Genomic DNA, 22,828 nt, shown 5'->3' with positions numbered 1-22,828 from the left:
GACGTCGGACTTGAAGTGAACCCTTAAAGTTGGACACAGAATTTACGCTGCCTTCTGGATGGCGAGTTCCCGGTATTTTTCCGGGGACTTGCCATCCAGTTTTGTTTTGATCCGACGTTTATTGTAAAAGCTAATCCAGTCAGTCATAGCTTGAGTCAAGTCTTCCTTGTTCTCAAAATGCTCATCCATAACTTCGACCTTCATGATGTGGAAGAATGATTCAACTACCGCATTATCTAGACAAGTTGCTTTGCGTGACATGCTTTGAAATACGCGATGTTCTTTGAGTGTTTCTCGCCAGAATTTATGTTGATACTGGAATCCCTGATCCGTGTGGACTGTTGTTCGATAACCTAATTTTGGCAGTCCTTCCAATGCTTCTCTAAGCGGCTTTAGGGCAAATTCTACTGTTGGATGGTCACTGATGTTGAAGGCTAAGACTTCGCCTGAGAAGAGGTCAATCACTGGTTCTAAATAGACACGTTCACTTTGGCTCATACCACCGTATCGAAATTCACTGACATCTGTAACGAGTTTTTGATAGGGTCGGTCCGTTTTGAATCGTCGGTTCAACCGATTAGGCGCAATTTTACCAACGGATCCTTTGTATGAATTATATTTACGTTTTTGCCGATTGTACGCTAAACAAAGCCAATCATGCTCATGCATTAGACGCAAGACTCGTTTATGATTCACCGTGAATCCATGCTCCTGTAAAGCTTTAGTTAGTCGCCGGTAACCATACTTCTTGGTGTACTTAGAATCTTCCTGCCGGATCTCATCGATTGCCTGAATGATTGGAGAATCATCCAGCTTTTCACGCTGACGATGTGAGCGTGCGTAATAATACGTACTTCTTGGTACTTTGACGACCTTGAGTAGGAGCTTGATGGGCACTTGAAAGACCTGCCTTAACTCGGTCACTATTTGCGAGATTTCTTGTCTGCTGACTTCTTCTGAGCTAAGGCATCGAGTTTTTTTAGGTATTCATTCTCAATCTTTAACATCAAGTTTTCTTGTTTTAATTGCTTCAATTCATCGGCGGTACTGGAGTTATTGCGACTCTTTGAAGGCTTCGTTTGCTTATGTTTAGCCATGATTTTAGGCTTTCCTCGCTTCCGTTCAAGGCCAGCGATTCCTTGCTCCTCAAAGCGCTTCTCCCATTGCCAGATGGTGCTTGGCGAAGATAGATTGAAGTGCAGAGCCGTTACCGGAAGCGAGGCCTGATGTTGTTTTCTCCAGTTTAATACATCAACCTTGAACTGACTAGAATATTCTGGCTTCTGATCCTTCAGCTTCAATCCAGCTATACCGTATTTCCGGAAGCGACTAACCCAAAGAAGGATAGTTTCTTCCTTGCTGATACCATGTTTTCTGGCCAATGAGGTTGATCCAACTCCACTCAAATATTCAGTGACGACCTTAATTCTAAAATCTAAATCAAACTTAACCATAGTAAAACCCCCAAGGTTGGACTTTCTGTCCAACCTTGGGGGTTCACTTCAACTGGCGTTCTTTTTTAGCCACGAAAATCGTTCAAGAATCCCTGCAAGCCGCGCATATTTAGCGTCACTAGCCGTTGTTTAAAGTCCGGTAGCGAAAGATCCAACTGCCCCGTAATATACAGTCGGAAGAGGGTCAGTGTGCTATCGATCAAGAAGTTGACCCCCATCTGTGCATCCACAGCGCTCAGCTGATAGTCCTGTTGGAAGCTAGTCGTTAGCCCGGCAGCCACTCGACGTTTAACCCGACGCGACAGGAAGCTATAATCATCCGATGTCAGAATAAACGTATAGAACTTTGGCGCCTTCTCAAAGAAATCATCCAATCGCGCAAACCACACAAACAAACCCGCATCAGCCGACCGAAATGGCCAGTGGATGCGGGTTTCCGTTAGTCCTTTTTAGACAGCCAACCGGTTAAACGATCCAGATAGGCTGGCGTTTCTTCGATGAAAGCCATGTGTTGACTGTGGGCGAAGAGCGTCCACTCAGCGTACGGCAAGTGGTCGACCATGGTTTTGGCCACCAACGGCGTACAGAGATCGTTGACACCACTGGTCACCAGCGTGGGTAAGGTCAGTTGCGCCAATTTATCAGTATACTCGTAATCCTTGAGCGTGCCGGTTGGAAAGTATTCGTTTGGCCCCCAAGCGGTCGTGTATGCTGCGGTACCACTACGCTTTGGCCGCCGCAAGAATTCGGGTGATGCCGCCGTGACGGGACCCGCGGCGTGGCGTTCCATGAAGTGTTGGTTCGCCGTTAGGTAGGCTGGCGTCGTGAAGTCCCCGGTCGTTTCGGCCTTGGCAATTGCGCCTTGGTCGACTGGCGCCATGAACCTGATCATCCGGTGCTGCTCCTGTGCCCACAGCTTAGCGGACGAGAGCGTGCTGGCCAGGATTAGGCTTTGGACGCCCTGCGGCTGGTAGTCGCACAGATAAATGATGGCGAGCATCCCACCCCAAGACTGGCCCAGTAGATGTACCCGGTCTAAATTTAAATACGCCCGTAGTGCCTGCAACTCGGCGACCCAGGTCGCTGCCTGCCAGAGACTGGAATCATCCGGCATGTCGGACTTGCCGCAACCGAGTTGATCGTACATCACGACTGGCCGCCCCGTCTGCTCTGCCAACGCATCGAACGCCTCAAAGTAATTGTGCGTTGATCCGGGACCACCGTGCAACAGCAATAATGGCGTTAATCCCGAGTTAAGATCGCCAACAACGCGGTAGTACGTGTGATACTTTTGAAATGGCATATAGCCTTCTGTAATTTGCATGGACGCACCTCACTTTAGACTCATTATACCTGCCAACTAGCGCTTCCGAACACTGAATTAGTTTTCTTCCTCCGTCACGTCGTCGGGCACATGGGTATTTTCCTTCTTCGGGGAGAGCTTGAACATGACCCGATTGAAAATGTCGGACGCGTATCCAATCACAAAGATTCCCAGTAGCATTGACCCGTAAAGCTGGACTACGAAAAGCGACCAGTTGTGCACGGCCACATTCGTGATAATCAGCATCGTCGTCCCCCAGGCAATCAGCCAGGCGGGAACAATCGCGAATTTTAGAAGTGTACCTTGGAGGAATAGTGCCAGGAACGTCAGCAGGCCAAACATGATGGCACTGGGCCAGAGCGGCGCGATGCTTGGCACCTGCAGGAGGCGAAAGGCGATGAGTCCCCAGACGATGCCGAGGGCAAAGCTCACCAGAATATTCCAGAGCTTATCTTTAGGGAAACCCGCGCCGAAGAAATACGAAACGGCGATAAAGGCCGCAGACCCCATCCACAGTGACATGCCGCCCATGATCAGGCTGTAAACCAGCGTGAAGAGCCCCACCCCAATGGCGTCAAACCAGACTTTTTTACTTATTTTCATGAAGTTACTCCTTTAATCGTTAAAGCGTTTGCATAATTTGTGTAATTGTCAGTTTACAGGATTGCTGACGGAAGGGCAAGACTTTTTGGTAAAACGTTACAACCCACGTCATGATGAGACTATTACATACCAGCAACTTGTTATTAATAGTTATTAATAACAAGTTGCGCAAAAAAAGCCGCCGTGGCAGGTTCACTCACGGTGGCTAGTCACCTTATCTATTCCGGTTGGTCTGCGGAACTGGCGAGGTCGCGTCCGGCCTTGAATTCAATCAATGACTTTTCGTATTTAGCGATTGCCAGGCTGACCAGCCCCTCATCCGGCAAAACATTTACTTCAGTACCAGAGAAAATAACGCCGCCTCAAGATTTTTGCAAGTTAGTGAGACGTGATTGCAGCCACCAGGCGGGCATCCCCGGCGGGAACTCTTCCAGAAGCTGACCAAACGCCACATCCACCGTCGGTTCACTATGGACATACGGTAAGAACCAAGCATCGAAGAAATCCGCCGGCACACTCATTGGCCGGCCATTCAGGGCTACTCGCAGGGCCGTATTTTCGGTAGCGAGCGATTGCCAGGCATAGCTAAAGGCTTGACGCTCCGCTAGGGTCACCGTGGTCTCTGGTAGCTGCCACGTCAGTATCTGCTGCGGATCCATTTCGCCTAATCCCGAAAATTGCTGGAAGGACGGCGTCGGCATTGCGCAGGTAACGTCCAGTGGCACCTTGACTTGAGTGACCGCCACATCAACCGCTTTAAGCTGATGGCAGAGCCACATAAATCCCAGCTGATCCTCTGCCGTCTCACTGCACCAGACTCGTAGTGCGTCGCCATTGGCAATTACCGATTGCAATCCTATCAGCTGTTGCTGAACGTCTTCGAAAAGTTGTTGGGCAGACTGGTCTGTGTACTGGGATTTAGACGTCCAGAAGGGATCCCGACCATCATCCAGTCGCGTGAGGTCTCCAATCTGAAGTTCCAGTTGTAGCCCCAGTGCAGGTTGCCGTTGCGTAAATCGTAAGGATTTGGCAAAAGTGGTGCTAAACGTCACATCCATGGGCGCCTCCTCATTGGTTGTTTCTAGCGAATCGCATACTTCCAGGCCTTGTAATAGGTATAGTTACCACCCTGCGACATGTACTTAACGGTCTTGCCCTTTAGTTTCTTGGTCCCCGTATAGTAGAAGTTGAAATCATCCTCATAGGCCGCGTAAAAACCAAACATCTGCTTGTGATTTACCTTCTGTCGGTAAACGTAGAGCTTCTTACCGGTTAAAGTTTCTTCAGAATGCCACTTTCCCTGTTTGTGTTGTCGGTAATACCACTTAACCTGATGCTTCTTAACAACGATCTTACTGGCGCCGATATTTTTATCCCAGTTATACCACGTTCCCCAAAAGCGTTTTGGCGTCGTGTGGGTGTACTTCATGCCCACTAACGTCTTGGGTGACCCGTAAGATTTGGCGGCAGCGCTTTGCGTGTCGAGCGTCATTCCGCCAGCCGTCCCCAATACCGCTAGTGTTCCCAGTAAAATAACCTTTTTGAACATGAGCTTCCCTACTTTCCTGAGTATGTACGAGACAAACTAGCCGCGGCTCGTTTATTTCTGGCCTCATTATACAAAACCGCCCTGACATATGGTGTCGTTAGCAACAAAAACGATGTGATCTTTAGGAAAAATCACATCGTTACGATTATATTTATTATTTTAGCGTGGTATTAGTAAAGACTGCCACTCTCCTGCCCAACGACTTGGGCTGATAACTTATTGGCTTGGAGAATCGCATCCCTTAGTGTTTGACCTGCCATTAAACTGGCAATCAAGCCCCCACAATGCGTATCACCAGCACCAATTGTATTTACGACTGCTACCTGTTCTGCTGCCAAAGTCTCTTCCATCTTGCCATCATAATAGTACGTGCCTTGTCCACCTAGCGTAATGATAACTGGACTGTGTGTTAAGTCAAAGATTCTTCGAGCCTTCGCTGGCAATGTATCTCCCTCAGGCATGACTTGCGCAATCTCATCTTCATTACAGTGCACAATAACATGATCCGTTAAAATTCCCTTCAAAATATCCGGTGTAATCTGACCAATCCGAGGAGACGTATCAAAGAGAACATGGGCATTTAATGCCTTGTGTTTTAATGCTTCCAAAATGACCTGCGCTGACTTGGGATTCTCCAGTTCATAACCACTGATATAAATATATTCGTAATCCGTCATATTGATGCGATCGAACCAAGTGTTTTCCCACTGCTGTTCAATTCCATCAATTGTCAAGAAGCTCCGCTCGCCATCAGGCTCAACTAATGATAAATCCCAACCATTATCGGCACCACTCACTGGTAAACTCAAGGGAATTTGTTTGTTGGTAAGATGATTTCGGACACGATCAGCATACTGTCCAACCCCGACTGGCACAAACAAATTAGCTGCTTGACTCGAATGTCGAATAGCTCCGTACACATTAAATGCCGAACCACCAACACGATACGATTTAAGCTCTCCCGTTACATCTCCGCCAGAGAATGGTAGACGGGGAACGTTGACAACAACGTCAACGAAAGCCGCACCAAGAACTAAAGCCCTACTCATTAGTTAGCCTCCTCAGCAGCCTTTGGCCGACCAATAGCTTTCACAATAAACATACAGATAATCGCAACAATTGCCGATATAAAGACACCCAAACTATTATCTCTAAAGATACCGTGAGCAAGCGGTCCGTTCCAAATAGCATTATTCGTAAACATGAAGCCCGTTGCTGTGGCAATTACCCAGGAGATAATGCCACCCCAATTATAATGTGTCTTTGAATCCGGTTTCATTAAATTCAACTCATAACCGTTATTTCTAAACATCGCACTGTCACACAAGAAGATGGCTACCCAACTGGCCAGGCAAATTCCCAAGAAATTCAAGAAGAGTTCGAAGTTTGAAAGGAAGTTACCAGAGATAAACAGCACATAAACTGGAATCAGAATCACGATTGCCCCATGAATTCCCAAGGAGGTCTTCTGGGAAACCTGAATTCCCATAGTGGATAAGTTGATTCGTGCTGACCGCAATGAAACGATACATTGTGGAATTAACCCACCAGCAGCAACTAAGAAGTAAATTACCCCAATCCAACTAGGAAGTGCTGAATACATGACGTCAAAGGGATTACCAGTTGTTGCTAACGACGGTTCAATCGTGCTGAGTAAGATACCTCCAGCCATTAAGATAAATAATGGCGCTGCACCTCCCATTGCCGTTCCCCAGAAAGTTGCGGATGGTCGCGTCGAGGGCTTAACATAAGCACCCCAGTCAGCCGCTGCCATTGACCAAGAAATTCCGGAACCAGCAGCAACAATACTAACAGCTGGTAAAAATCCACTGACCCAGCTCCCACTAGGTAAAGTAAACGCCGCGTGCCAATCAGCCTTCATCAAAAAGAGAATTAAGATAACGACAGTTAAAGCACCGAAAATATAGCTTAACCAAGTTTGAATCTTGGCCAGTGTAGCTTCTTTCAACAATCCTGACAGAATAACCAACCCACCAAAGATAACTAACGCAACAGCTCGTGTAAATGTATTCTTTGGGATGTTGAGAACCCCATACATAGAGATCAATAACATTGTCCCCGTAATAACGTTGACGGATAGCCATCCAACCATATTTACCCACGCAATGGCATTGGGAATTTTGTTCCCATGCGTGCCATACGCAGCCCGGCTTAATTTAAACGTCGTAATACCTTCACGTTGACCAATCATTGCTACCCAACCTGGAACTAAGAACGACAGTGCCCCGAATAACGCGGCAAAGATAGCCTGAGCAAAGGATAAGTGATAAGAAACAATCATTGCCCCATAGACAAATCCCATAATGCCAATATTAGCCGCGAACCAATTATAAAATATTTTTCCTGGTGTCAGAGTTTTATCGGCGTCAGAAATTTTCACGATTTCATCATTCATGATGACAGCCCTCCAAAGACTAGTTCGTCTTAAAATTCAGAATCTGATCAGCATATTCCGTAATATCATGTTGTGGGTTCTCTTCATCAATTGTCTTAATCCAATCCGGATCAATTGACTTCAACCCATTCTTAGCACCACAAATTGCCGTTGCCATGGCACCAATGGTATCTGTGTCGCCACCAAGATTGGCACACATCAGCGCACACTTTTTAACATCCCGTGCATAGTAGGCAATTGCCAAAGCAGCCGGGATACTTTCAGAAATCATGGTTCCTGTTCCTACCACTTCATAGATTGCCCGACTAAACTTAGTCTCATCATCGCTAAACTCATGAGCCAACCGAATCCCTAATAGTAACCGCTCGTGATTCTTAGCGGCCCAAGTTGGACTACCCAATTGATAGCCTAGGTCACTCGCATTGAGAGCGTATGTAATAATATCGTCCCAAGAATAATCTGCCATTGCTGCCGTAACAGCCCCAGCAATCATGCTAGCTCCACTGATAGCAACATCGCTAGAATGCGTAATTCGGCTAACTTCATAGACCATCTGAACCAACTCATTGATTTGGTCCGGCGTAAACAGCGTCCCTACAGGCGCAATCCGCATACCTGCACCATTAGTCAATGCCGTTGCTGTGACAGGAGCTGGGTCCTTACCTTCTTTGATAGCCTTCAGTGCTGCTTTACTGCTGGGGCCCAAAATATTATTATCCCAAGCACCAACAGCGTCGGCCCAAGCCATAACGTGCTTTACCAGATTTTTTTGACTCGGTTGCCAATCCGTTTCAATCAATGAATCCAAAATAGCTAATGCTTGATTGGTATCGTCTGTATACTGACCCTTGGTAAAGTTCAACGCAATATCGTTATTCGTTGGACCATCTAAAAACTTCGTGATCAAGCCACCAAACTGCTGGCGGATTTTCTCAATTGGCCACAGCTCTGATGGCATGCCCATTGCATCACCAATTGCCTGACCATAAATTGTTCCCAAGATTTTATCTTTACTTCTTTTCATCAAATGACTTCCCTTTCTCTTAAACCCCAACGACGAATTTAAAATTAGATTGGTTACTGTAAATGACTTTGATTGTTTCTACCAAATCATTTTCACTCGTCCTAACCTGCCCAGTAACTTGCAATAGCGGCTGGTTAACCTCTACTTCTAGTAACTTAGCTTGTTCGACTGTCGGCATAATTGGCGATACAAGTAGATTTGCCGTTGCCGGATAAACTTTAAAATCAGTTCTTAATGTTTGATACAAGGAACGTTTGGCAAAATCATACTGGTCTAAGCCTGGAAATGACTCAAGACTTAAATGTGATTCATCCAAAGTCAGTTGAATTGTATTTCCACCCGTCTTAATTCCCCGTAACCGTTGTAAAACTAACTCTTGATCACCTAAAATTTCTTTCTTGAGAACCTTTGTTATCGGCTCTGCACCAATTTGTAGAGCATAATCTGAAAAACCTTTAAAATTAAACATATCAATTTTAGGATTTTTTAGTTTAACAAAGCTTCCTTTTCCTTGGATACGGTCGATCATTTGTAAATCTTCCAAATCCTTCAAAGCTTTTTGTACCGTGGACCGCGTGACATCATAATGTTCCGCATATGCAGATTCAGAGGGTAATTTATCTCCAGTTGTCATATTTTTTAAAATATTGCTTTGAATATCGGCAACAATTTGTGCCCGGACACTTTGATTTCGTTTTCGTTTATTGATGGCCATTTTTATCATTCCTTATATTCGACTACTTGAGTACTCAAGTACATAATATGCTATCTTCTAAAAATGTCAAGCGCTTACAACGCGATTAATTCTCACTTTATCTTTCTTATGAAACCTAAAAAGCAAGCTACAATTACCAAGTTCATTGGCATTTGTAGCTTACTAATTTCAATATTTCTTAAAATTATAACGACAAAATTTATTTTAATTCTGCCAATGCCTCCGCCGTATACACATAGTCCACGTGCGCCATCCCCGGTACATCATCCCAATGGACCGGATAGCCCGCACCGTGCGCACAGAAGACGGAACCCGGCGTATTCTCGAGGTCGCCAACCGGATCGTATGCCTGATCAGCCACGACCTCTGCCGCGTTGTGGCAAGGACGGTAGCCATCGATCAAACACTCCAACTGGCCCTGCCCATGCGTGTAGGCGTTGACCTCCTGGACATAGCCCTGCATTTCGGCAACGGGTGCCGTCCCCGTCAGGATACTCATGCCATCCCCCGTCGCTGAAGGGGCTGTCGCATCCGGCGTTTCGAAGCTCCCGTGCATCCGCTGAATATCCGTCATGGCACGGCCAACTTGATCTTGACCGACCTCCAATCGGAACCGATACCACGGTTCCAGCAACTCGGTCTGGTTCTGGGATTTCGCCATCATTAATCCCTGACGAACGGCGCGCCAGGTGGCTTCGCGGAAGTCACCCCCGACCGAGTGGACGATGCTGGCACGGCCACTGATCAGCGTAATCTTCACGTCCGTTAACGGTGACCCCGTTAACACACCCAAGTGTTCCTTGGCTCGCAAGCTGGTCAGCACCTGATGCTGCCAGTTCTTACCCAACACTTCTAAGTCGCAATCCGCCGCAAACGTCACGCCACTGCCTCGTGGAGCAGGTTGCATCAACAAGTGGACCTCGGCATAGTGCCGCAATGGTTCGAAATGCCCAACGCCTTCTACAGCCCGCGTTAACGTCTCCTTGTAGAGAATGCTGCCCTCACCGAAGCCAACGTCGAGGTTAAACCGTTCGCGCAGAATCTGCTGGAGAATTTCCAACTGCACGGCCCCCATAATCTGAACACGAATTTCTTGGAGGTGACTCGACCACGCCACGTGAAGCTGGGGATCTTCGTCTTCCAGCTGTTGTAGGATCGTCAGACACTCGTGAATGTCATGGCCCTGCGGATCGAGCGTATAGTTCAGCACCGGTTGAATTTCCGGTGACCGCCCTGCTGCTTGTTTACCTAGTCCCTGACCGGGGTGGGTCCCCATCAGGTTAGGAATTGCGCACACTTCACCTGCCGCAACCGATGGTCGAATCGTAAATTTCGCGCCATTATACACCCGGAGTTGGTTGACCTTTTGCTCGTCTAAGATAACATCCTTATTGGCTAAAACGCCCCCGGTAACGCGGACCCACGTCAGCCGTTCACCCTTGTCATCGTGAGAAATTTTGAAGACCTTCGCGCCAAATTCTGCTGAGTATTCGGGCTCACGCGTCCACTCTTCCAATCCCGCCAGCAGGTCGTCAATCCCGTCTAATTTCAGGGCTGCCCCAAAGTAACAAGGGAACACCTCTCGCCGCCGAATCATTTGTCGCACGGTATCATCCGCAACGGTTCCGACATCCAAAAAGTTCTCGAGCACGTCATCATTTTGCATAGCGATATCTTCATAAGCGCCAGCTGGGATCGTTCCCGCCGCCGTAGTTGCATCATTAAAGGCAATGCAGCCGGCAGAGAACACCTGCTGGAGCTGGGCCAACACCCGTTCGCGGTCAGCGGTATCGGCGTCCATTTTATTTACAAAAATAAAGGTGGGCACTTGGTAGTGGTCCAGTAGCCGCCACAAAGTCCGCGTATAACCCTGAATGCCGTCGGTAGCCGAGACGACTAGGATGGCATAGTCCAGAACACTGAGCACTTGCTCCGTCTGTGAAGCAAAGTCCACGTGTCCCGGGGTGTCCAGTAGTGTTAGATCAAGGTCGCCGTGTTGCAGACTGGCCTGATGGGAAAAGATGGTGATGCCGCGCTGTTTCTCTAGGTCATCGGGGTCGAGGAAGGCATCGCCGTTATCAACGCGGCCCAACTGCCGCAGTGCGCCGGAACGATATAGCATCGCTTCGGAAAGGGTGGTCTTCCCGGCATCAACGTGGGCAACGATACCCGTTACGATGTGCTTCATGGTTGAATTGCTCCTTTTTGATTTCTGATTAAGAATTCCGTCTAAGTCGCTCAGCGCCGGTATCCCGCCGCCGAAACTTGTCATTCTTAATCATTATACTATCCCACCACTGATTCACGAAATTTCGCGAATTAAGCGAGTTAAAAGTCAGCAATTCTGCCGCACATGGCCAATCATTGTTTCACATGAAACATCCCCCGTTAAGGTCCCGTCACGAACGTCCAATCCAGTTTAGATGTATATTTTCCTGGTAGAAAATCTACCATCGCCACTTTAACCTTCAAGTTTTCTCCATGACTCACACCAATCGACGGAACGGGCATACCACTGGCAACCGAAGCTACCGTCTGATCAGCATTCGTCAATGACAAAGGGGACTGTCCCAATCCACCATCATAGCTCAACTCAGCCGCTAAGGTCGTTTGACCATCACTAAACGGCGCTTCCTGTCGTAAATCAATTGTCGTTGCTGCTTTATGACGCCGATTATCAATTACATCCAGAAGGTCCCCATCACCGGTGGCGGTTCCCGGGATCTCCAGTCCTAGATTAGTCGTGGTAATCTCACCAAAGCTTACGTCATTAGCCGCCGCATGAAGCTTGCCATCGGTAAAACGCAACGTGAGTGGTGACCCGGAATAGGTGCCAATCTTGTTATGCTGGGCATCTTCGCCGCTCAAATCTACGCGGGTCGTCATCGTTCGATTAACCGTCTGATTCGACTTAAACGTCACACTAAACGTATGGGTTTTAGTCTTCGAAAAGTCGACGCCGGTGACCAGTACTTTCATGCTATCGCCACTGGCATACTTGCCGTACTGTGCCTCCTGCCCATCCACATCAATGGTTGGTTGAACATCGGTTGGTAGCGTGATGAGGAACTCCCCATCCGTCAACTTCGAATAGGCATTTTCATCTTTAAAACGCCCCGTCACCTTACACGTGTCGCCATTGAGAATATTGGTGAGCTCGCTTGCCGTGTTATCCGCATTATCGGTCACGTCCTCCACCTGATTGGTGACCGTCATTCTAGGCGTCACATCAGGCACCACGGTCAATTTGGACCGATTCGTGGTCATATCCTGCGTACTACCATCCGGCGACTTGATCGTGACGACCGCATAGTACTGCGCTTGGTCGTCGGTCATACTGGTGGTAGGTGTCGTATAGCTAAGCTTGTTTCCGCGGGCCACAACCGTATTCTTCCCGTCAATTACGCGGTGCCAGGCCACGGCCGATGGCGTTTCGGCAAAGCTCCCCTGCACGCTAAACGTCGCAGTCTGCCCCTCTGCGACCCGCTGTTCAACCGCCAAGCCACCGCCAATCGTGATGGGAACTTGATCTGTCACGGTAGAGCCGTCGTCATTAGTCATCGTTCCCGTGATAACCACCGTTCCCGATTGCCCGCTCGTATTTGCCTTCACTTCACCAGTGGCCTCATTCACCGTTGCTAATTGATCATCGGAACTCGTCCACGTCAGCGCACCCGTTGCATTGGCCGGGGTCGGTTCTCCGTGAACGTACGTCACCATGGCATTGTCCTGATTATTGTAGAGGTAGCTTTGCTTACTCGTAACCTTCAACTCTGTCGCCGGAATTGGCTCTGGAAACGTCGTTAGCACCGCAACCCGCGAGTAATAGGTTGGTGAAAAAAGTGGCGTCCCAAAATAGTATTGAAAGGATTGCTGATAATAAACCGTGCCTACCTGGGTCGGGGTGACCGTGAGATCTGCCTTTTTAGCCCCATCCACACCTTGCCACGTCTTACCCTCGTTAGTGGATTGATACCATTGAAAGTGATCCGTCGCAAAGGGAATCAGAATATCTACCATCGAGTGGGCTGTCGCCGTCGTGAGCATCACGCTCCGCTTTACCCATGTATAGCGATCGTCCGGCTGCAGGTTGAAGCCAGTATTGAGATAAAGGCCAAACATCCCCAGCGGCGCACCACTTGGTGACCCTTTGCCTGAAATCTCAGTTGCTGCCTGAACCTCACTATGCCGATTCCCCTGAACCCCAACCGTAACAGCAAACAACGTCAATAAACCCACCAGCACACGTAACCACCATTTCCCCATCATGTTGCAATCCCTCTTCCATAATCCTTTCCTTGAATCGCCATAAATTGCACTCGTCTTTTGCGGGATTAGATGTTAACGAAGTTCATCAACAACCCCTTGCACATGCAACCCACTCTAGCCAAATTTCTCCAGCCTTCATTGTCGGGAAGATCACTTACACTTTGATAGCAAGCCAATTGTTTATCACCTGATTACGTCAGTAAATTTCTCTTAAGCTACTTTATCTGCCATCAGTATACAAGTAATCTCACCCGAATACCATCGAATACATAAATTATTTTCACTATGTTCAATTATAAATATTTTTATATCAACTTATCCGTTTAATAAAGCTAGAGAATACCGTTATAACGGCATTCTCTAGCTTAAAATCATCCAATTTACTAAGCCGGACAGGTATCTTGCGGCAACTTCAGTAACTGCGGTCGACTGAAATAATAACCTTGCTTCAGCTTAATTCCCAGTTGCTTACTCAACCGGTTGTCGGCGTGATCTTCGATGCCCTCCAAGACCATTCGCAAACCATACTCTGCACTAATGGCGCGCCAGAAGCGAATTTTCTGCTGAATGTGAGGATCCTTGAACTCGCGGTTGAAGTTTTGCAGCGCAAACTTGACCTCGGATACCAGCGGCAACAACTCCTGAATATCTTTGAAGTAGTTGTCCCCCGTTCCGACATCATCTAGCGAAATCTGCATCCCCATATTGATGAAGGACCTCAGCTGCGGCAACAGGTCGGCGATCGTATACTGTTGGGGACCGTCATCTTCGGTCAGCTCAACCACGAGCTTCGTGGGATAAAGCTGTTCCTGACTTTTGATGATGGCCTTGGCAATGGTCGTAGTCATTAGCTGTTCGCGATTGACATTGACCGATAAATAGCGCACCTTTAGCGAGAGTACTTTTGTCGTTGCAATCAAGAGATCAGCCGTAATCTGCGGATCAATCGCCGAAAACGACTCCGGCAGGCGCCAACCCTCCGGCGTCATCTTTTTCATTAAAAGTTCATAGCCAAAGATCGTCTTCGTATCGGTGTCGATTTGCGGCTGAACAAAGTAACGGTAGACTGGTTTCAAAAAAAGTACCCCCCTAAATAAATATTTTACGTGAACTATATTCTAAGTATACTATAATAAAACTAAAGTGGTGTTACAAAAAGAAAGGATTGATGACATTGAAAGTTGTCGTCATTGGGTGTACCCATGCGGGCATTGCCGCTGTTAAACAAATTCTAAAAAATTATCCTGACGCCGAAGTTACCGTTTACGAGCGTCAGTCAACTATTTCATACCTATCTTGCGCGACGTATCTACATATTGAGGGGACGGTACGGTCATTAGACGATGCTCGGTACGTCGAACCCGACGATTTTGCCGATGAGGGCGTAACCATGCAGATCAACCACGATGTGATTCGCGTAAACGCTTCGGAACATACTCTGTTAGTCCAAAATTTAGCCACCAAGGCTATGGCGACTGACACCTATGATAAATTAATCATGGCGACCGGCTCATTGACCGCGATTCCAGCCATTCCGGGCGTAGAGAATCCCAAGGTCCTCCTCTGCAAAACCTATAATCAGGCCCATAGTTTATGCGATTATAGCACCAACCAGAAGCGTATAGCAATCATTGGTGGTGGCTACGTTGGCATCGAACTGGCGGAAGGCTATGCCAATACCGGTCACGATGTTTTATTGATCCAACAACCCACGCACTTACTCGATCAATACGTTGAGCCAGATATATCTCAAACGGTCGCCCGGCTTTTGAAAGCACACGGCGTCCAGGTTCTGCGGCATACCCGCGTAACGGCCTTCACGGACACCGATGAGGGTAAATTGTGCCTAGCTACGGAAGCAGGCAAATTTGAGGTGGATATGGCAGCCATCAGTGCTGGCATTATTCCGCAAACGGATCTGCTACAAGGACAGGTCAAGATGGCCGCTAATGGGGCCATTCTGACCGACGATTACATGCAGACTTCCAATCCCGACATTTTGGCCGCGGGCGATGCTGCTATCAGCCACGATAATCCTACCAATACACCGAGTTATGCACCGCTGGTTTCCCACGCGGTACGTCAGGGAGCCTTGGCAGGCATCAACGCTTTTGAGCGCCGCCTCCGGACCATTGGCACGCAAAACACGACGGGGGTCTTGGTCTTCGACCACACGCTGGCCCGAACCGGCTTGACGATGAAACAAGCTGAAGACGCCCATCTGAACGCGGCCCACGTCCTCTACGCCGGCCCCTACCGGCCTAAATTCATGCCGGAGCACTATCCGGTCATGGTGGAGTTGATTTACGATCAAAATAACCGCAAGATTCTGGGCGTGCAACTGCTCTGTCAGCACGACATCTCCCAGGCGGCTAACGTGGTCTCGGCCCTCATACAAAGTGGCGGGACGATCGACCAGCTAGCGATGCTGGACATGCTGTTCTCGCCAAACTTCAGCGAGCCCTTTAACTACCTGAACAAAACTGCTCAAAAGGCTGTGGACCAGGAGAATGGGTACCTGCGCACTTAATCTAACGACAAAGTGAGGAATTTTCATGATTACCTACCACACCTTAACGCCAAACAGTCCCCTCTGGTCCCAAGCAACGACGCAAATCGCTGCCATCGACTGGCCCGCGGGCCCACATTTGGCAAAGCGCATGCAAACGCCGACGATCTGGCAGCCGTTTGAGCGCGTAATTTACGCGACGACTGGTGAACAACTAGCGGGGTTCTGTGCGTTGCTCGCAGAGGATATCATCCCGGACACGCCCTACTCCCCATTTGTCAGCTCAGTCTACGTTGCCCCGGACTACCGGCATCAAGGCATCAGTCTCCGACTGGTCCAGCAGGCGGAAACCGCGGCGGAGGCGGTCGACATAGAAGGTCTTTACATCGTGACCCGTCACATGGGGTTGTACGAGCACCTGGATTATGCTCTGGTGGATCGGCGTGAGGATCAGTTTGGACGGTTGAACCGCGTATTGTATAAGGCTTTTGAATAAACTAAAAACACCTTCGTCAATCGACGGGGCTACTCCTTGTCAAGTAGACAATTAAATAACTAAAGTCTTATGCGACTTCCTGAACGGCATGATTCCGGTATTCTTCCGGAGTCATGCCGTTCAGTGTTTCTTGCCGACGTTGCTGGTTATACCAGTCCATAAACTCAGCGACCATCATGATAGCCTCATCCTCTGATAACGGCCGCCGGAAAGTGAAAAAGTCGGTCTTCATATGGCTCCACAGACTTTCCATCGGGCTGTTATCTCCTGGTGTTCCGGGGCGCGACATGCTATGCGTAATCCCATTCTTAGCTAGGGCCAAGTTATATGTTCCAGAAGTATAGCTTGATCCTTGATCACTGTGTAATATTTGCGGCTTTTTCCCGCATGTGGCGGACAAAGCCGCTTCAAAGGTCTTTGTAACTAAGTTGGCTGTTTCAGTGGCTTCTACTCGCCATGCGATAACACTGTGGTCGTACAGATCTTTAATCGCACTCACGCGAAGTTTGCCGGTACCCTTAATTCCATATTTAATTTCGCTACAGTCAGTGACCCAGACCTCGTTAGAACGGTCTGGGTGGAACTTATGGGTCGCCTTATCAGTCAGTAATTTATTGTCAAACACAGCTTGCTTTTGTTCTGACCTTCGATCATGTTTTGCGACTCGAACTGAGGCGACAATCCGATAATCATGCATGATTCTTCGCATTTTATTGCTACTAACATGATACTCAGTCTCCATATTGACATATGTGACCAATCGGTTAACCCCAAAGATATAGTTATTATCTTCCTCTAGTTTGACAACGTATTCGACAATCATTTTATCTTCTTGTTCTCGGTGACTAGGTCTTCGTTTAAGCCACTTGTAATAGGCAGCTCGTGAAACACCTAGATACTGGCACATATAGCTTATCGACGCTTCTTGTGAGAGTGCCTGAATGGCACGATATTTTTGGATTGAACTGCATCCGTCCTCTCTATCTCGTCCAATTTTTTTAGTAATTTATTCTCTAACGCCAGATGCTCATTACGTGCCTCCAGCTGCTTGATCCGCAATTCTTGCTGTTCAGCTTCAGTTAGATTGGGTTTGTCAGCTTTTGACTTGCCGCGACGATCTTGCAATGCTTCGGCACCACCATCTTGAAATTTCTTGGTCCAGTTATATGCCTGATTGTAAGATATTTTGAACTTTTGGGTTGCCTTGTTGTAATCAAAATCGTTTTCGATGATCCATTGTGCGACTTCAATACGTTCGAGTTGGGTAGTCTTTCTGCCATTCATAGAAACTAACCTCCTAGTGGTTTTTGGTAATTTACCACTAGTATACAGGTTCACCCACTGATAGATAATACCAGCGTTAGGAATATTGAATTGCTTAGCTAATTTGCGGTAGGAGGTCTGTCCTTCAAGGTAAATATTGATTAGTTTAACCTTGAAGTCTCGGGTATATGCTTGATTGGTCGGCTGTCGTTTTAGACCTTCTAGACCATGTTTTCGATATCTTTCTACCCATTGTTCTACCTGAGTATGTCGAATGCCATATTCTCGTTGAATGGCGTGATAAGAGTTACCCTCGTCGAGAACCAATTTAACGTAAAAATATTTTTCCTCAACTGTATATCTAGACCCTCTTCGGCCCATAAGAAAAAACTCCTCTCTAGATAAACAAGCTTTAGTTATTTGCTTGTCTACCTAAAGAGGAGTATATCCGACGGAGGTGTTTTATTTTGCCAAATTTTGAACCAGCAACCGGGCGACTTCCTTGGCCGAAAAGGGATTCTGACCGGTAATCAGATGGCCATCCTGAACGGCATATTCCTTGTAGGCACGGTGCTTCATGAAAGTCGCCCCTCGTTGTTCAGCAACTGTTTGATTGAAAAACGGAACGACTGATCGCTTGCCAGCCAAAATCTCCTCGGACTTGGTAAACCCAGTGACGTTGCGGTTAGCAATCAAATACTCGCCGGGTGCCGTTTGAATGTTTAGGAGTCCCGCAATCCCATGACAGACGGCGGTAACGTATCCACCGTTGGCATAAATGCTGGCAGCAAGGCTCTGGAGTGGTTTGTTATCGGGGAAATCCCACATGACACCGTGACCGCCAGCATAGTAAATTGCGGCGTAATCCGCCGGGTCAACTTGCGTTGGCGCTAGTGAATGTGTTAACGCCCGCTGTTGGAAGTCGGCAGTCTCATAGAACGCCATAATTTCGCTATCAGTGTATTTCATGCTACGCGGATCCAACGGCACGAAACCGCCCTTAGGACTGACATAATCGATCTGATAGCCAGCCTGCTGTAGAATCAGGGCAAATTCAGTCGCTTCACCCAGCCACAATCCAGTCGGGTCGGTCGTATTGCCATAACGTGTCGTATTTGTAAGTACAATTAGGATTTTCTTTAAAGGTTTTGATTGCATGTCATCGTCTCCGTAACGTGGTCTAAGAGGGTCTTCAATTGGTCAATGGCTTTGGTCTGATGCGTGAGATAATAGAAATTCTTCGTCCCCTCTCGTCGATAGTCGACGAGCTGGACGTCCTTCAAAATTTTGAGATGGTGTGACACGGCTGGCCGCGAGAGCCCTGTGACGCCGATGAGGTCGGTAACCTGAAGTCCTCGATGGATAATCTTCTGATCCAGTAGCGCAATGATAATCGCTTGACGCTTCTGATCTCCCAGTGCGACTAGAAAGTCGCTAGAACGCGTGAACTCGTGCTTTAATTTTGTTAAATTCGACAATTTATATCACCTGGTCGTTTATTATTTTAAACCATTAAACCATGCTATCGTCCCTTTGTCAACTTTGATGTATCAATGACTAGTCTCAAACTTATTCGTTGACATTTTTAAACCAATTGGGTAATATGCACTTTAATCGTTCGAAAATATAAACGGAAAAGAGTGCGAAACAACGTGTCCAAAACTATGAAAGCCGCCGTAATTACTCACTATCAGCAAGCCACACCCACCATCAAGACCGTCGCCATGCCCACACCGCAACCAACCGATGTGCTAGTCAAAATCAAAGCCGCCAGTATCAACCCCATCGACCTGAAAACGATGGCAGGTGGCCTAAAAATATTACTGTCCTACCAGATGCCACTGATCATCGGCAGCGATTTTGCCGGCGAAGTAGTGTCTGTGGGCACTGACGTCACAACCTTTAAAGTCGGCGACGCCGTGTACGGTCGGCCTCGCAAGAACCGGATTGGTACCTTCGCGGAATACTTGGCGGTCGATGCTACCGATATCGCGTTAAAGCCCCGTAATCTTAGTTTCAAGGAGGCTGCCGCAATGCCACTAGTCGGTTTGACGAGTTATCAGGCGCTCCACGATATCCTACAGATTAAGCCTGGCCAACACGTACTGATTCAAGCCGGTGCGGGGGGCATTGGCACAGTAGCCATTCAGTTGGCCAAGCGCCTCGGTGCCATTGTCGCGACTACAACCAGCCCACGAAATTTCGATCTCGTTCGCAAGTTGGGCGCCGACCGCATCATCGACTACCATACTGAGAATTTTGCGGATGCGCTGACCGATTACGACGCAGTATTTGATACTCTAGGTGGGAAAGATCTCGAGCAGGCCTTCTCAATCGTCAAACCAGGCGGCCAAGTGGTCAGCATCTCCGGTTTGCCTAATGCCCGTTTCGCAAAGGCATATGGTCTCCCACGATGGAAACGTACCCTCTTCAGACTTGCAACGCATCGGCTAAATCACTTGGAAAAGCAGACACAGGTAGCCTACCGTTTTCTCTTCATGTGGCCCAGTGGCACTGATCTGGCAGAATTAACGCGCTTGATAGAACAGGCGCAATTGCGCCCAATTATCGATCGCAGCTTTAATTTTGATGAACTTAATCGTGCGCTAGCTTACGCTAAGAACGGACACGCTCGCGGAAAAATCATCCTTAAAATTAGTTAGTCAAAAAAGTCGGGATACTTCACTACGGAGGTATCCCGACCTTTTTGACTGACTGTTTAAGTGTACATTCTGCGGTTACATTTACAAGTTCTGTGTCAGCACATACTGCTCACCATAGGGACCAAATCGCCGCCGACCAGTATCCGTGTAGCCCACCTTTTCATAGAGCTTTTGGGCTGGGAAATTCCCGTGATCGACGGATAGGGTCAAGGTGGTTGCCTCCGGAAAATGGTGGCGTACAAACGCCGGCAATAGCTGCAGCGCCTGGGTGGCAAAGCCCTGACCACGCTGCGTTTCCGAAATGGACAACGAACGAATCAGGACGGCCGTGACTGGGTCGGCTCCCACCTCTCGAACATCTTCATTCTTGATAAGCACTAGAAACCCGATGAGTTCGGTATCCGCTAAAATCATGACCGGTAGTCGATCCGGATTACCAATGGCGATGGCCAACGCCGTTTGTGGGGTCGCCGTAAAGGTCGGATCACTCAGCGGATAGGCCGCGATGCGGTCGCGATCCTGCTAAACTGTGAGGGTTAACATGGCAACACTCCTTTGAAATTAATTGGCCAATAGCTCTAAGATACCACGATAGTTCTAGTGCGGCACAACCTAAAAACGCGTAATCCTAAGAAAGCTGAAGCCCTCTCAGATTACGCGTTTCTGGTAAATGCCTATTTAGTTCCTGCGGTTATGTGAGTCCTATTCAAATTCTTCATAAACATTCGGATCTTGGCCAGCGACTACTCGGCCTTCAACCTTAGTTAAAGCCGCAATCTGGGCCATTTCGTCATCTGTTAATTGAAAGTCAAAAATATCCAAATTTGTCCGTTGATGGGCGATGTTATGCGTCCGTGGTAACGGAACGATGCCGCGTTGATGGTGCCAACGCAAAATAATTTGGACGACATTCTTGTGGTATTTGGCAGCCAGCGATTGAATCAAAGGTTCCTTGATGACCGAGCTTCCCCGACCGAGTGGACTCCAAGCTTCCGTCAGAATTCCCCGTTCGCGATTGGCGGTGACCATGCGCTCCTGGTTCCAGTAAGGATGAACCTCGATCTGGTTAACGGAAGGCGTCACCCCGGTCTCTTGAATGATTCGGTCGAGATGTTCCGGTTCGAAATTGGACACACCAATTGACCGAATGAGGCCTCGCTTTTGGGCATCGATCATGGCTTGCCAGGCTTCCACGTATAGGTCCTGTTTTGGCAATGGCCAGTGAATCAAGAAGAGGTCAAAATAATCCAAACCCATCCGATACAGCGATTCCTGAATTGCCGTCGTTGCATCGGCATACCGATGATATTTACCTGGTAATTTCGAAGTCACCACTAGCTCAGCACGCGGTACCCCGGAGCGGCGAATGGCCTCACCGACGGCACCTTCGTTATCGTAACTCGTGGAACTATCGATACTTCGATAACCGTCATTAATGGCGATCTGAAATTGGTTAACGGCTGCCCCACCACGAACACGAGCGGTCCCTAAGGTAATTGCTGGTAACTCCCAGCCATCATTCAATGTGAAACTTGGAATTGTCATAATCTGCCTCCTACATTGTCAGAAAGTTTGCGTTGAATGAATAAACGCGTTGCCGTGAAGCGCTTACATAGTTTACCACTTTTATTGCCTGATTACGCTAAAATTGTCCCTAACATTTGTTTCTCTGTGAAATAATCCAGTCGGGAAATTATCTTTCTTCAATATTGGTGTGACCCAGCGGTATGGGTCACAAGATCCATCTCTCTGGGACAAACTGGTAGTGACAAGGCGATTACTGCTATCCCGCCTCATGCGCTTAGATGGCAATTTTACGCCACTCACTCTATCAAAAAAATACCCGCAAGTGATGTTTCACATGAAACATGGCTTGCGGGTATTCGCGTCTATTCAAATTTTTCATCCAGTTGGACAAAGGCCGTATGCCCCAGTCCACCGCCAACTTGCATAACACTGCCACCATGACGTAGTTTTCCGAGGTTAACCGGGCGGAAATTGAGCGGCTTAACCAGTGCCGCAAAGGTCTTCTTGGCGTCCTTGTCATCCCCAGCATAGAACAGCACGCGCCGGCCAGAGCCATCAACTTTACCCGTCATTAACTCATGCGGTAAGGTGTTAAAGGCCTTGATGACGCGCGCATTGTTGGCAGCAGCCGCAATCACTTCACTACCGGTCAGTGGCCGGGTGTCGATTTTCTTAAAGTCAGCGGTAAATTGATTGGTCACGTCGACGACGATCCGCTGCTGATAATCCGTGACCTGGCGGAGCACATCGGGGGCAATGCCAAATGGTACGGCAACAATCACAAGCGGCTGCTGAAGGGCGTCGGCCACCTCGCCAAAGGCAACGTTAGCCCCAAACTCGTCACGTCGAGGCGTGAGACTAGCCGCACCACGGGAATGGCTAAGAATAATTTCATTATCCCCTCGACTAAACGTCTGCGTCAGAATCGTGCCGACCGTTCCAGATCCCACAACACCAATTTTCATATGATTCACCCTTTCGAAAGACTTATAGCATAAGTGTACGCGACCCGTGGC

Annotated in this window: 24 protein-coding genes; 3 read left to right on the top strand and 21 right to left on the bottom strand. The window is 48.1% G+C overall.

Features of this window, described 5'->3' with window-relative positions; genetic code table 11:
• Positions 1–42: 42 nt before the first annotated feature.
• From ACEPSU_RS00975 to ACEPSU_RS00910, 14 genes are all read right to left on the bottom strand, one after another.
• Complete coding sequence (locus ACEPSU_RS00975) at positions 43–924, bottom strand: IS3 family transposase (protein ID WP_260338566.1); 882 nt, start codon at positions 922–924, stop codon at positions 43–45.
• Positions 924–1,454 (bottom strand): helix-turn-helix domain-containing protein, encoded by a 531-nt coding sequence (locus ACEPSU_RS00970; protein WP_260338565.1) that lies wholly within the window; start codon positions 1,452–1,454, stop codon positions 924–926. The genes ACEPSU_RS00975 and ACEPSU_RS00970 overlap by 1 nt, the downstream gene beginning before the upstream one ends.
• Positions 1,455–1,519: 65 nt before the next feature.
• Complete coding sequence (locus ACEPSU_RS00965) at positions 1,520–1,849, bottom strand: hypothetical protein (protein WP_395361577.1); 330 nt, start codon at positions 1,847–1,849, stop codon at positions 1,520–1,522.
• Positions 1,850–1,893: 44 nt separating this feature from the next.
• On the bottom strand, positions 1,894–2,778 hold the full coding sequence (gene pepI, locus ACEPSU_RS00960) for a proline iminopeptidase (RefSeq protein WP_395322200.1): 885 nt from the start codon (positions 2,776–2,778) through the stop codon (positions 1,894–1,896).
• A 57-nt stretch (positions 2,779–2,835) separates the two neighbouring features.
• Positions 2,836–3,381, bottom strand: a complete 546-nt coding sequence (locus ACEPSU_RS00955; protein ID WP_395322198.1) for a DUF1097 domain-containing protein — start codon at positions 3,379–3,381, stop codon at positions 2,836–2,838.
• A 362-nt stretch (positions 3,382–3,743) separates the two neighbouring features.
• Positions 3,744–4,439: a DUF1835 domain-containing protein gene (locus tag ACEPSU_RS00950; protein ID WP_395322196.1), complete on the bottom strand. Its 696-nt coding sequence runs from the start codon at positions 4,437–4,439 to the stop codon at positions 3,744–3,746.
• Between the two features lie 23 nt (positions 4,440–4,462).
• Positions 4,463–4,930, bottom strand: a complete 468-nt coding sequence (locus ACEPSU_RS00945; protein ID WP_260339446.1) for a hypothetical protein — start codon at positions 4,928–4,930, stop codon at positions 4,463–4,465.
• A gap of 170 nt (positions 4,931–5,100) precedes the next feature.
• On the bottom strand, positions 5,101–5,979 hold the full coding sequence (locus ACEPSU_RS00940; RefSeq protein WP_395322193.1) for a PfkB family carbohydrate kinase: 879 nt from the start codon (positions 5,977–5,979) through the stop codon (positions 5,101–5,103).
• Positions 5,979–7,346, bottom strand: coding sequence for a cytosine permease (locus tag ACEPSU_RS00935; RefSeq protein WP_260339444.1), 1,368 nt, complete (start codon positions 7,344–7,346; stop codon positions 5,979–5,981). The genes ACEPSU_RS00940 and ACEPSU_RS00935 overlap by 1 nt, the downstream gene beginning before the upstream one ends.
• A gap of 19 nt (positions 7,347–7,365) precedes the next feature.
• Positions 7,366–8,370 carry an ADP-ribosylglycohydrolase family protein gene (locus ACEPSU_RS00930; RefSeq protein ID WP_260339443.1) on the bottom strand — a complete coding sequence of 335 codons (1,005 nt, stop codon included), beginning with the start codon at positions 8,368–8,370 and terminating at the stop codon, positions 7,366–7,368.
• A 19-nt stretch (positions 8,371–8,389) separates the two neighbouring features.
• A complete protein-coding gene (locus ACEPSU_RS00925) occupies positions 8,390–9,085 on the bottom strand; it encodes a GntR family transcriptional regulator (protein ID WP_260339442.1) in 696 nt (231 codons plus the stop codon).
• A 199-nt stretch (positions 9,086–9,284) separates the two neighbouring features.
• On the bottom strand, positions 9,285–11,273 hold the full coding sequence (locus ACEPSU_RS00920; protein WP_395322190.1) for a GTP-binding protein: 1,989 nt from the start codon (positions 11,271–11,273) through the stop codon (positions 9,285–9,287).
• A 200-nt stretch (positions 11,274–11,473) separates the two neighbouring features.
• Positions 11,474–13,354, bottom strand: a complete 1,881-nt coding sequence (locus ACEPSU_RS00915; RefSeq protein WP_395322188.1) for a hypothetical protein — start codon at positions 13,352–13,354, stop codon at positions 11,474–11,476.
• Positions 13,355–13,737: 383 nt separating this feature from the next.
• Positions 13,738–14,430 (bottom strand): EAL domain-containing protein, encoded by a 693-nt coding sequence (locus tag ACEPSU_RS00910; RefSeq protein ID WP_395322186.1) that lies wholly within the window; start codon positions 14,428–14,430, stop codon positions 13,738–13,740.
• Between the two features lie 92 nt (positions 14,431–14,522).
• Between ACEPSU_RS00910 and ACEPSU_RS00905 the strand changes: the two genes are divergently transcribed.
• Together ACEPSU_RS00905 and ACEPSU_RS00900 are read left to right on the top strand one after the other, a co-directional pair.
• Complete coding sequence (locus ACEPSU_RS00905) at positions 14,523–15,884, top strand: FAD-dependent oxidoreductase (RefSeq protein ID WP_020090165.1); 1,362 nt, start codon at positions 14,523–14,525, stop codon at positions 15,882–15,884.
• A 25-nt stretch (positions 15,885–15,909) separates the two neighbouring features.
• The gene (locus ACEPSU_RS00900; RefSeq protein ID WP_395322184.1) at positions 15,910–16,359 is read left to right on the top strand and encodes a GNAT family N-acetyltransferase; all 450 of its coding nucleotides are present in this window, start codon (positions 15,910–15,912) and stop codon (positions 16,357–16,359) included.
• Positions 16,360–16,426: 67 nt separating this feature from the next.
• Here the strand turns inward: ACEPSU_RS00900 and ACEPSU_RS00895 are convergent, their stop codons facing one another.
• From ACEPSU_RS00895 to ACEPSU_RS00880, 4 genes are all read right to left on the bottom strand, one after another.
• Complete coding sequence (locus ACEPSU_RS00895) at positions 16,427–17,266, bottom strand: IS3 family transposase (RefSeq protein ID WP_234898053.1); 840 nt, start codon at positions 17,264–17,266, stop codon at positions 16,427–16,429.
• Between the two features lie 5 nt (positions 17,267–17,271).
• Entirely contained in the window at positions 17,272–18,003 is a 732-nt protein-coding gene (locus ACEPSU_RS00890; protein ID WP_395322366.1) for a helix-turn-helix domain-containing protein, read from the bottom strand.
• An 81-nt stretch (positions 18,004–18,084) separates the two neighbouring features.
• Positions 18,085–18,780 carry a type 1 glutamine amidotransferase domain-containing protein gene (locus ACEPSU_RS00885; RefSeq protein WP_395322182.1) on the bottom strand — a complete coding sequence of 232 codons (696 nt, stop codon included), beginning with the start codon at positions 18,778–18,780 and terminating at the stop codon, positions 18,085–18,087.
• Positions 18,762–19,100 (bottom strand): helix-turn-helix transcriptional regulator, encoded by a 339-nt coding sequence (locus ACEPSU_RS00880; protein WP_125700297.1) that lies wholly within the window; start codon positions 19,098–19,100, stop codon positions 18,762–18,764. Before ACEPSU_RS00880 ends, ACEPSU_RS00885 begins: the two co-directional genes overlap by 19 nt.
• 186 nt (positions 19,101–19,286) lie before the next feature.
• Here ACEPSU_RS00880 and ACEPSU_RS00875 point away from each other — a divergent pair, with 186 nt between their 5' ends.
• Positions 19,287–20,285, top strand: a complete 999-nt coding sequence (locus tag ACEPSU_RS00875; protein WP_125700298.1) for an NADP-dependent oxidoreductase — start codon at positions 19,287–19,289, stop codon at positions 20,283–20,285.
• Positions 20,286–20,366: 81 nt separating this feature from the next.
• Here ACEPSU_RS00875 and ACEPSU_RS00870 read toward each other — a convergent pair whose 3' ends face one another.
• The 3 genes from ACEPSU_RS00870 to ACEPSU_RS00860 form a co-directional block, all read right to left on the bottom strand.
• The gene (locus ACEPSU_RS00870; protein ID WP_395322180.1) at positions 20,367–20,738 is read right to left on the bottom strand and encodes a GNAT family N-acetyltransferase; all 372 of its coding nucleotides are present in this window, start codon (positions 20,736–20,738) and stop codon (positions 20,367–20,369) included.
• Positions 20,739–20,987: 249 nt separating this feature from the next.
• A complete protein-coding gene (locus ACEPSU_RS00865) occupies positions 20,988–21,830 on the bottom strand; it encodes an aldo/keto reductase (RefSeq protein ID WP_125700300.1) in 843 nt (280 codons plus the stop codon).
• Between the two features lie 344 nt (positions 21,831–22,174).
• The gene (locus tag ACEPSU_RS00860; protein WP_395322177.1) at positions 22,175–22,777 is read right to left on the bottom strand and encodes an NADPH-dependent F420 reductase; all 603 of its coding nucleotides are present in this window, start codon (positions 22,775–22,777) and stop codon (positions 22,175–22,177) included.
• Positions 22,778–22,828 lie beyond the last annotated feature (51 nt).

This window comes from Levilactobacillus parabrevis (assembly GCF_044051715.1).
Classification (GTDB): domain Bacteria; phylum Bacillota; class Bacilli; order Lactobacillales; family Lactobacillaceae; genus Levilactobacillus; species Levilactobacillus parabrevis.
This window is presented reverse-complemented; position numbering and strand designations above follow the sequence as displayed.

What these genes read in the sequence shown, in the direction of transcription:
- ACEPSU_RS00970 (WP_260338565.1), bottom strand. Translation starts at nt 1,454, where the DNA reads ATGGTTAAGTTTGATTTAGATTTTAGAATTAAGGTCGTCACTGAATAT.
- pepI (WP_395322200.1), bottom strand. Translation starts at nt 2,778, where the DNA reads ATGCAAATTACAGAAGGCTATATGCCATTTCAAAAGTATCACACGTAC.
- ACEPSU_RS00955 (WP_395322198.1), bottom strand. Translation starts at nt 3,381, where the DNA reads ATGAAAATAAGTAAAAAAGTCTGGTTTGACGCCATTGGGGTGGGGCTC.
- ACEPSU_RS00950 (WP_395322196.1), bottom strand. Translation starts at nt 4,439, where the DNA reads ATGGATGTGACGTTTAGCACCACTTTTGCCAAATCCTTACGATTTACG.
- ACEPSU_RS00945 (WP_260339446.1), bottom strand. Translation starts at nt 4,930, where the DNA reads ATGTTCAAAAAGGTTATTTTACTGGGAACACTAGCGGTATTGGGGACG.
- ACEPSU_RS00940 (WP_395322193.1), bottom strand. Translation starts at nt 5,979, where the DNA reads ATGAGTAGGGCTTTAGTTCTTGGTGCGGCTTTCGTTGACGTTGTTGTC.
- ACEPSU_RS00935 (WP_260339444.1), bottom strand. Translation starts at nt 7,346, where the DNA reads ATGAATGATGAAATCGTGAAAATTTCTGACGCCGATAAAACTCTGACA.
- ACEPSU_RS00930 (WP_260339443.1), bottom strand. Translation starts at nt 8,370, where the DNA reads ATGAAAAGAAGTAAAGATAAAATCTTGGGAACAATTTATGGTCAGGCA.
- ACEPSU_RS00925 (WP_260339442.1), bottom strand. Translation starts at nt 9,085, where the DNA reads ATGGCCATCAATAAACGAAAACGAAATCAAAGTGTCCGGGCACAAATT.
- ACEPSU_RS00920 (WP_395322190.1), bottom strand. Translation starts at nt 11,273, where the DNA reads ATGAAGCACATCGTAACGGGTATCGTTGCCCACGTTGATGCCGGGAAG.
- ACEPSU_RS00915 (WP_395322188.1), bottom strand. Translation starts at nt 13,354, where the DNA reads ATGATGGGGAAATGGTGGTTACGTGTGCTGGTGGGTTTATTGACGTTG.
- ACEPSU_RS00905 (WP_020090165.1), top strand. Translation starts at nt 14,523, where the DNA reads ATGACATTGAAAGTTGTCGTCATTGGGTGTACCCATGCGGGCATTGCC.
- ACEPSU_RS00900 (WP_395322184.1), top strand. Translation starts at nt 15,910, where the DNA reads ATGATTACCTACCACACCTTAACGCCAAACAGTCCCCTCTGGTCCCAA.
- ACEPSU_RS00895 (WP_234898053.1), bottom strand. Translation starts at nt 17,266, where the DNA reads ATGTGCCAGTATCTAGGTGTTTCACGAGCTGCCTATTACAAGTGGCTT.
- ACEPSU_RS00890 (WP_395322366.1), bottom strand. Translation starts at nt 18,003, where the DNA reads ATGGGCCGAAGAGGGTCTAGATATACAGTTGAGGAAAAATATTTTTAC.
- ACEPSU_RS00885 (WP_395322182.1), bottom strand. Translation starts at nt 18,780, where the DNA reads ATGCAATCAAAACCTTTAAAGAAAATCCTAATTGTACTTACAAATACG.
- ACEPSU_RS00875 (WP_125700298.1), top strand. Translation starts at nt 19,287, where the DNA reads ATGAAAGCCGCCGTAATTACTCACTATCAGCAAGCCACACCCACCATC.
- ACEPSU_RS00865 (WP_125700300.1), bottom strand. Translation starts at nt 21,830, where the DNA reads ATGACAATTCCAAGTTTCACATTGAATGATGGCTGGGAGTTACCAGCA.
- ACEPSU_RS00860 (WP_395322177.1), bottom strand. Translation starts at nt 22,777, where the DNA reads ATGAAAATTGGTGTTGTGGGATCTGGAACGGTCGGCACGATTCTGACG.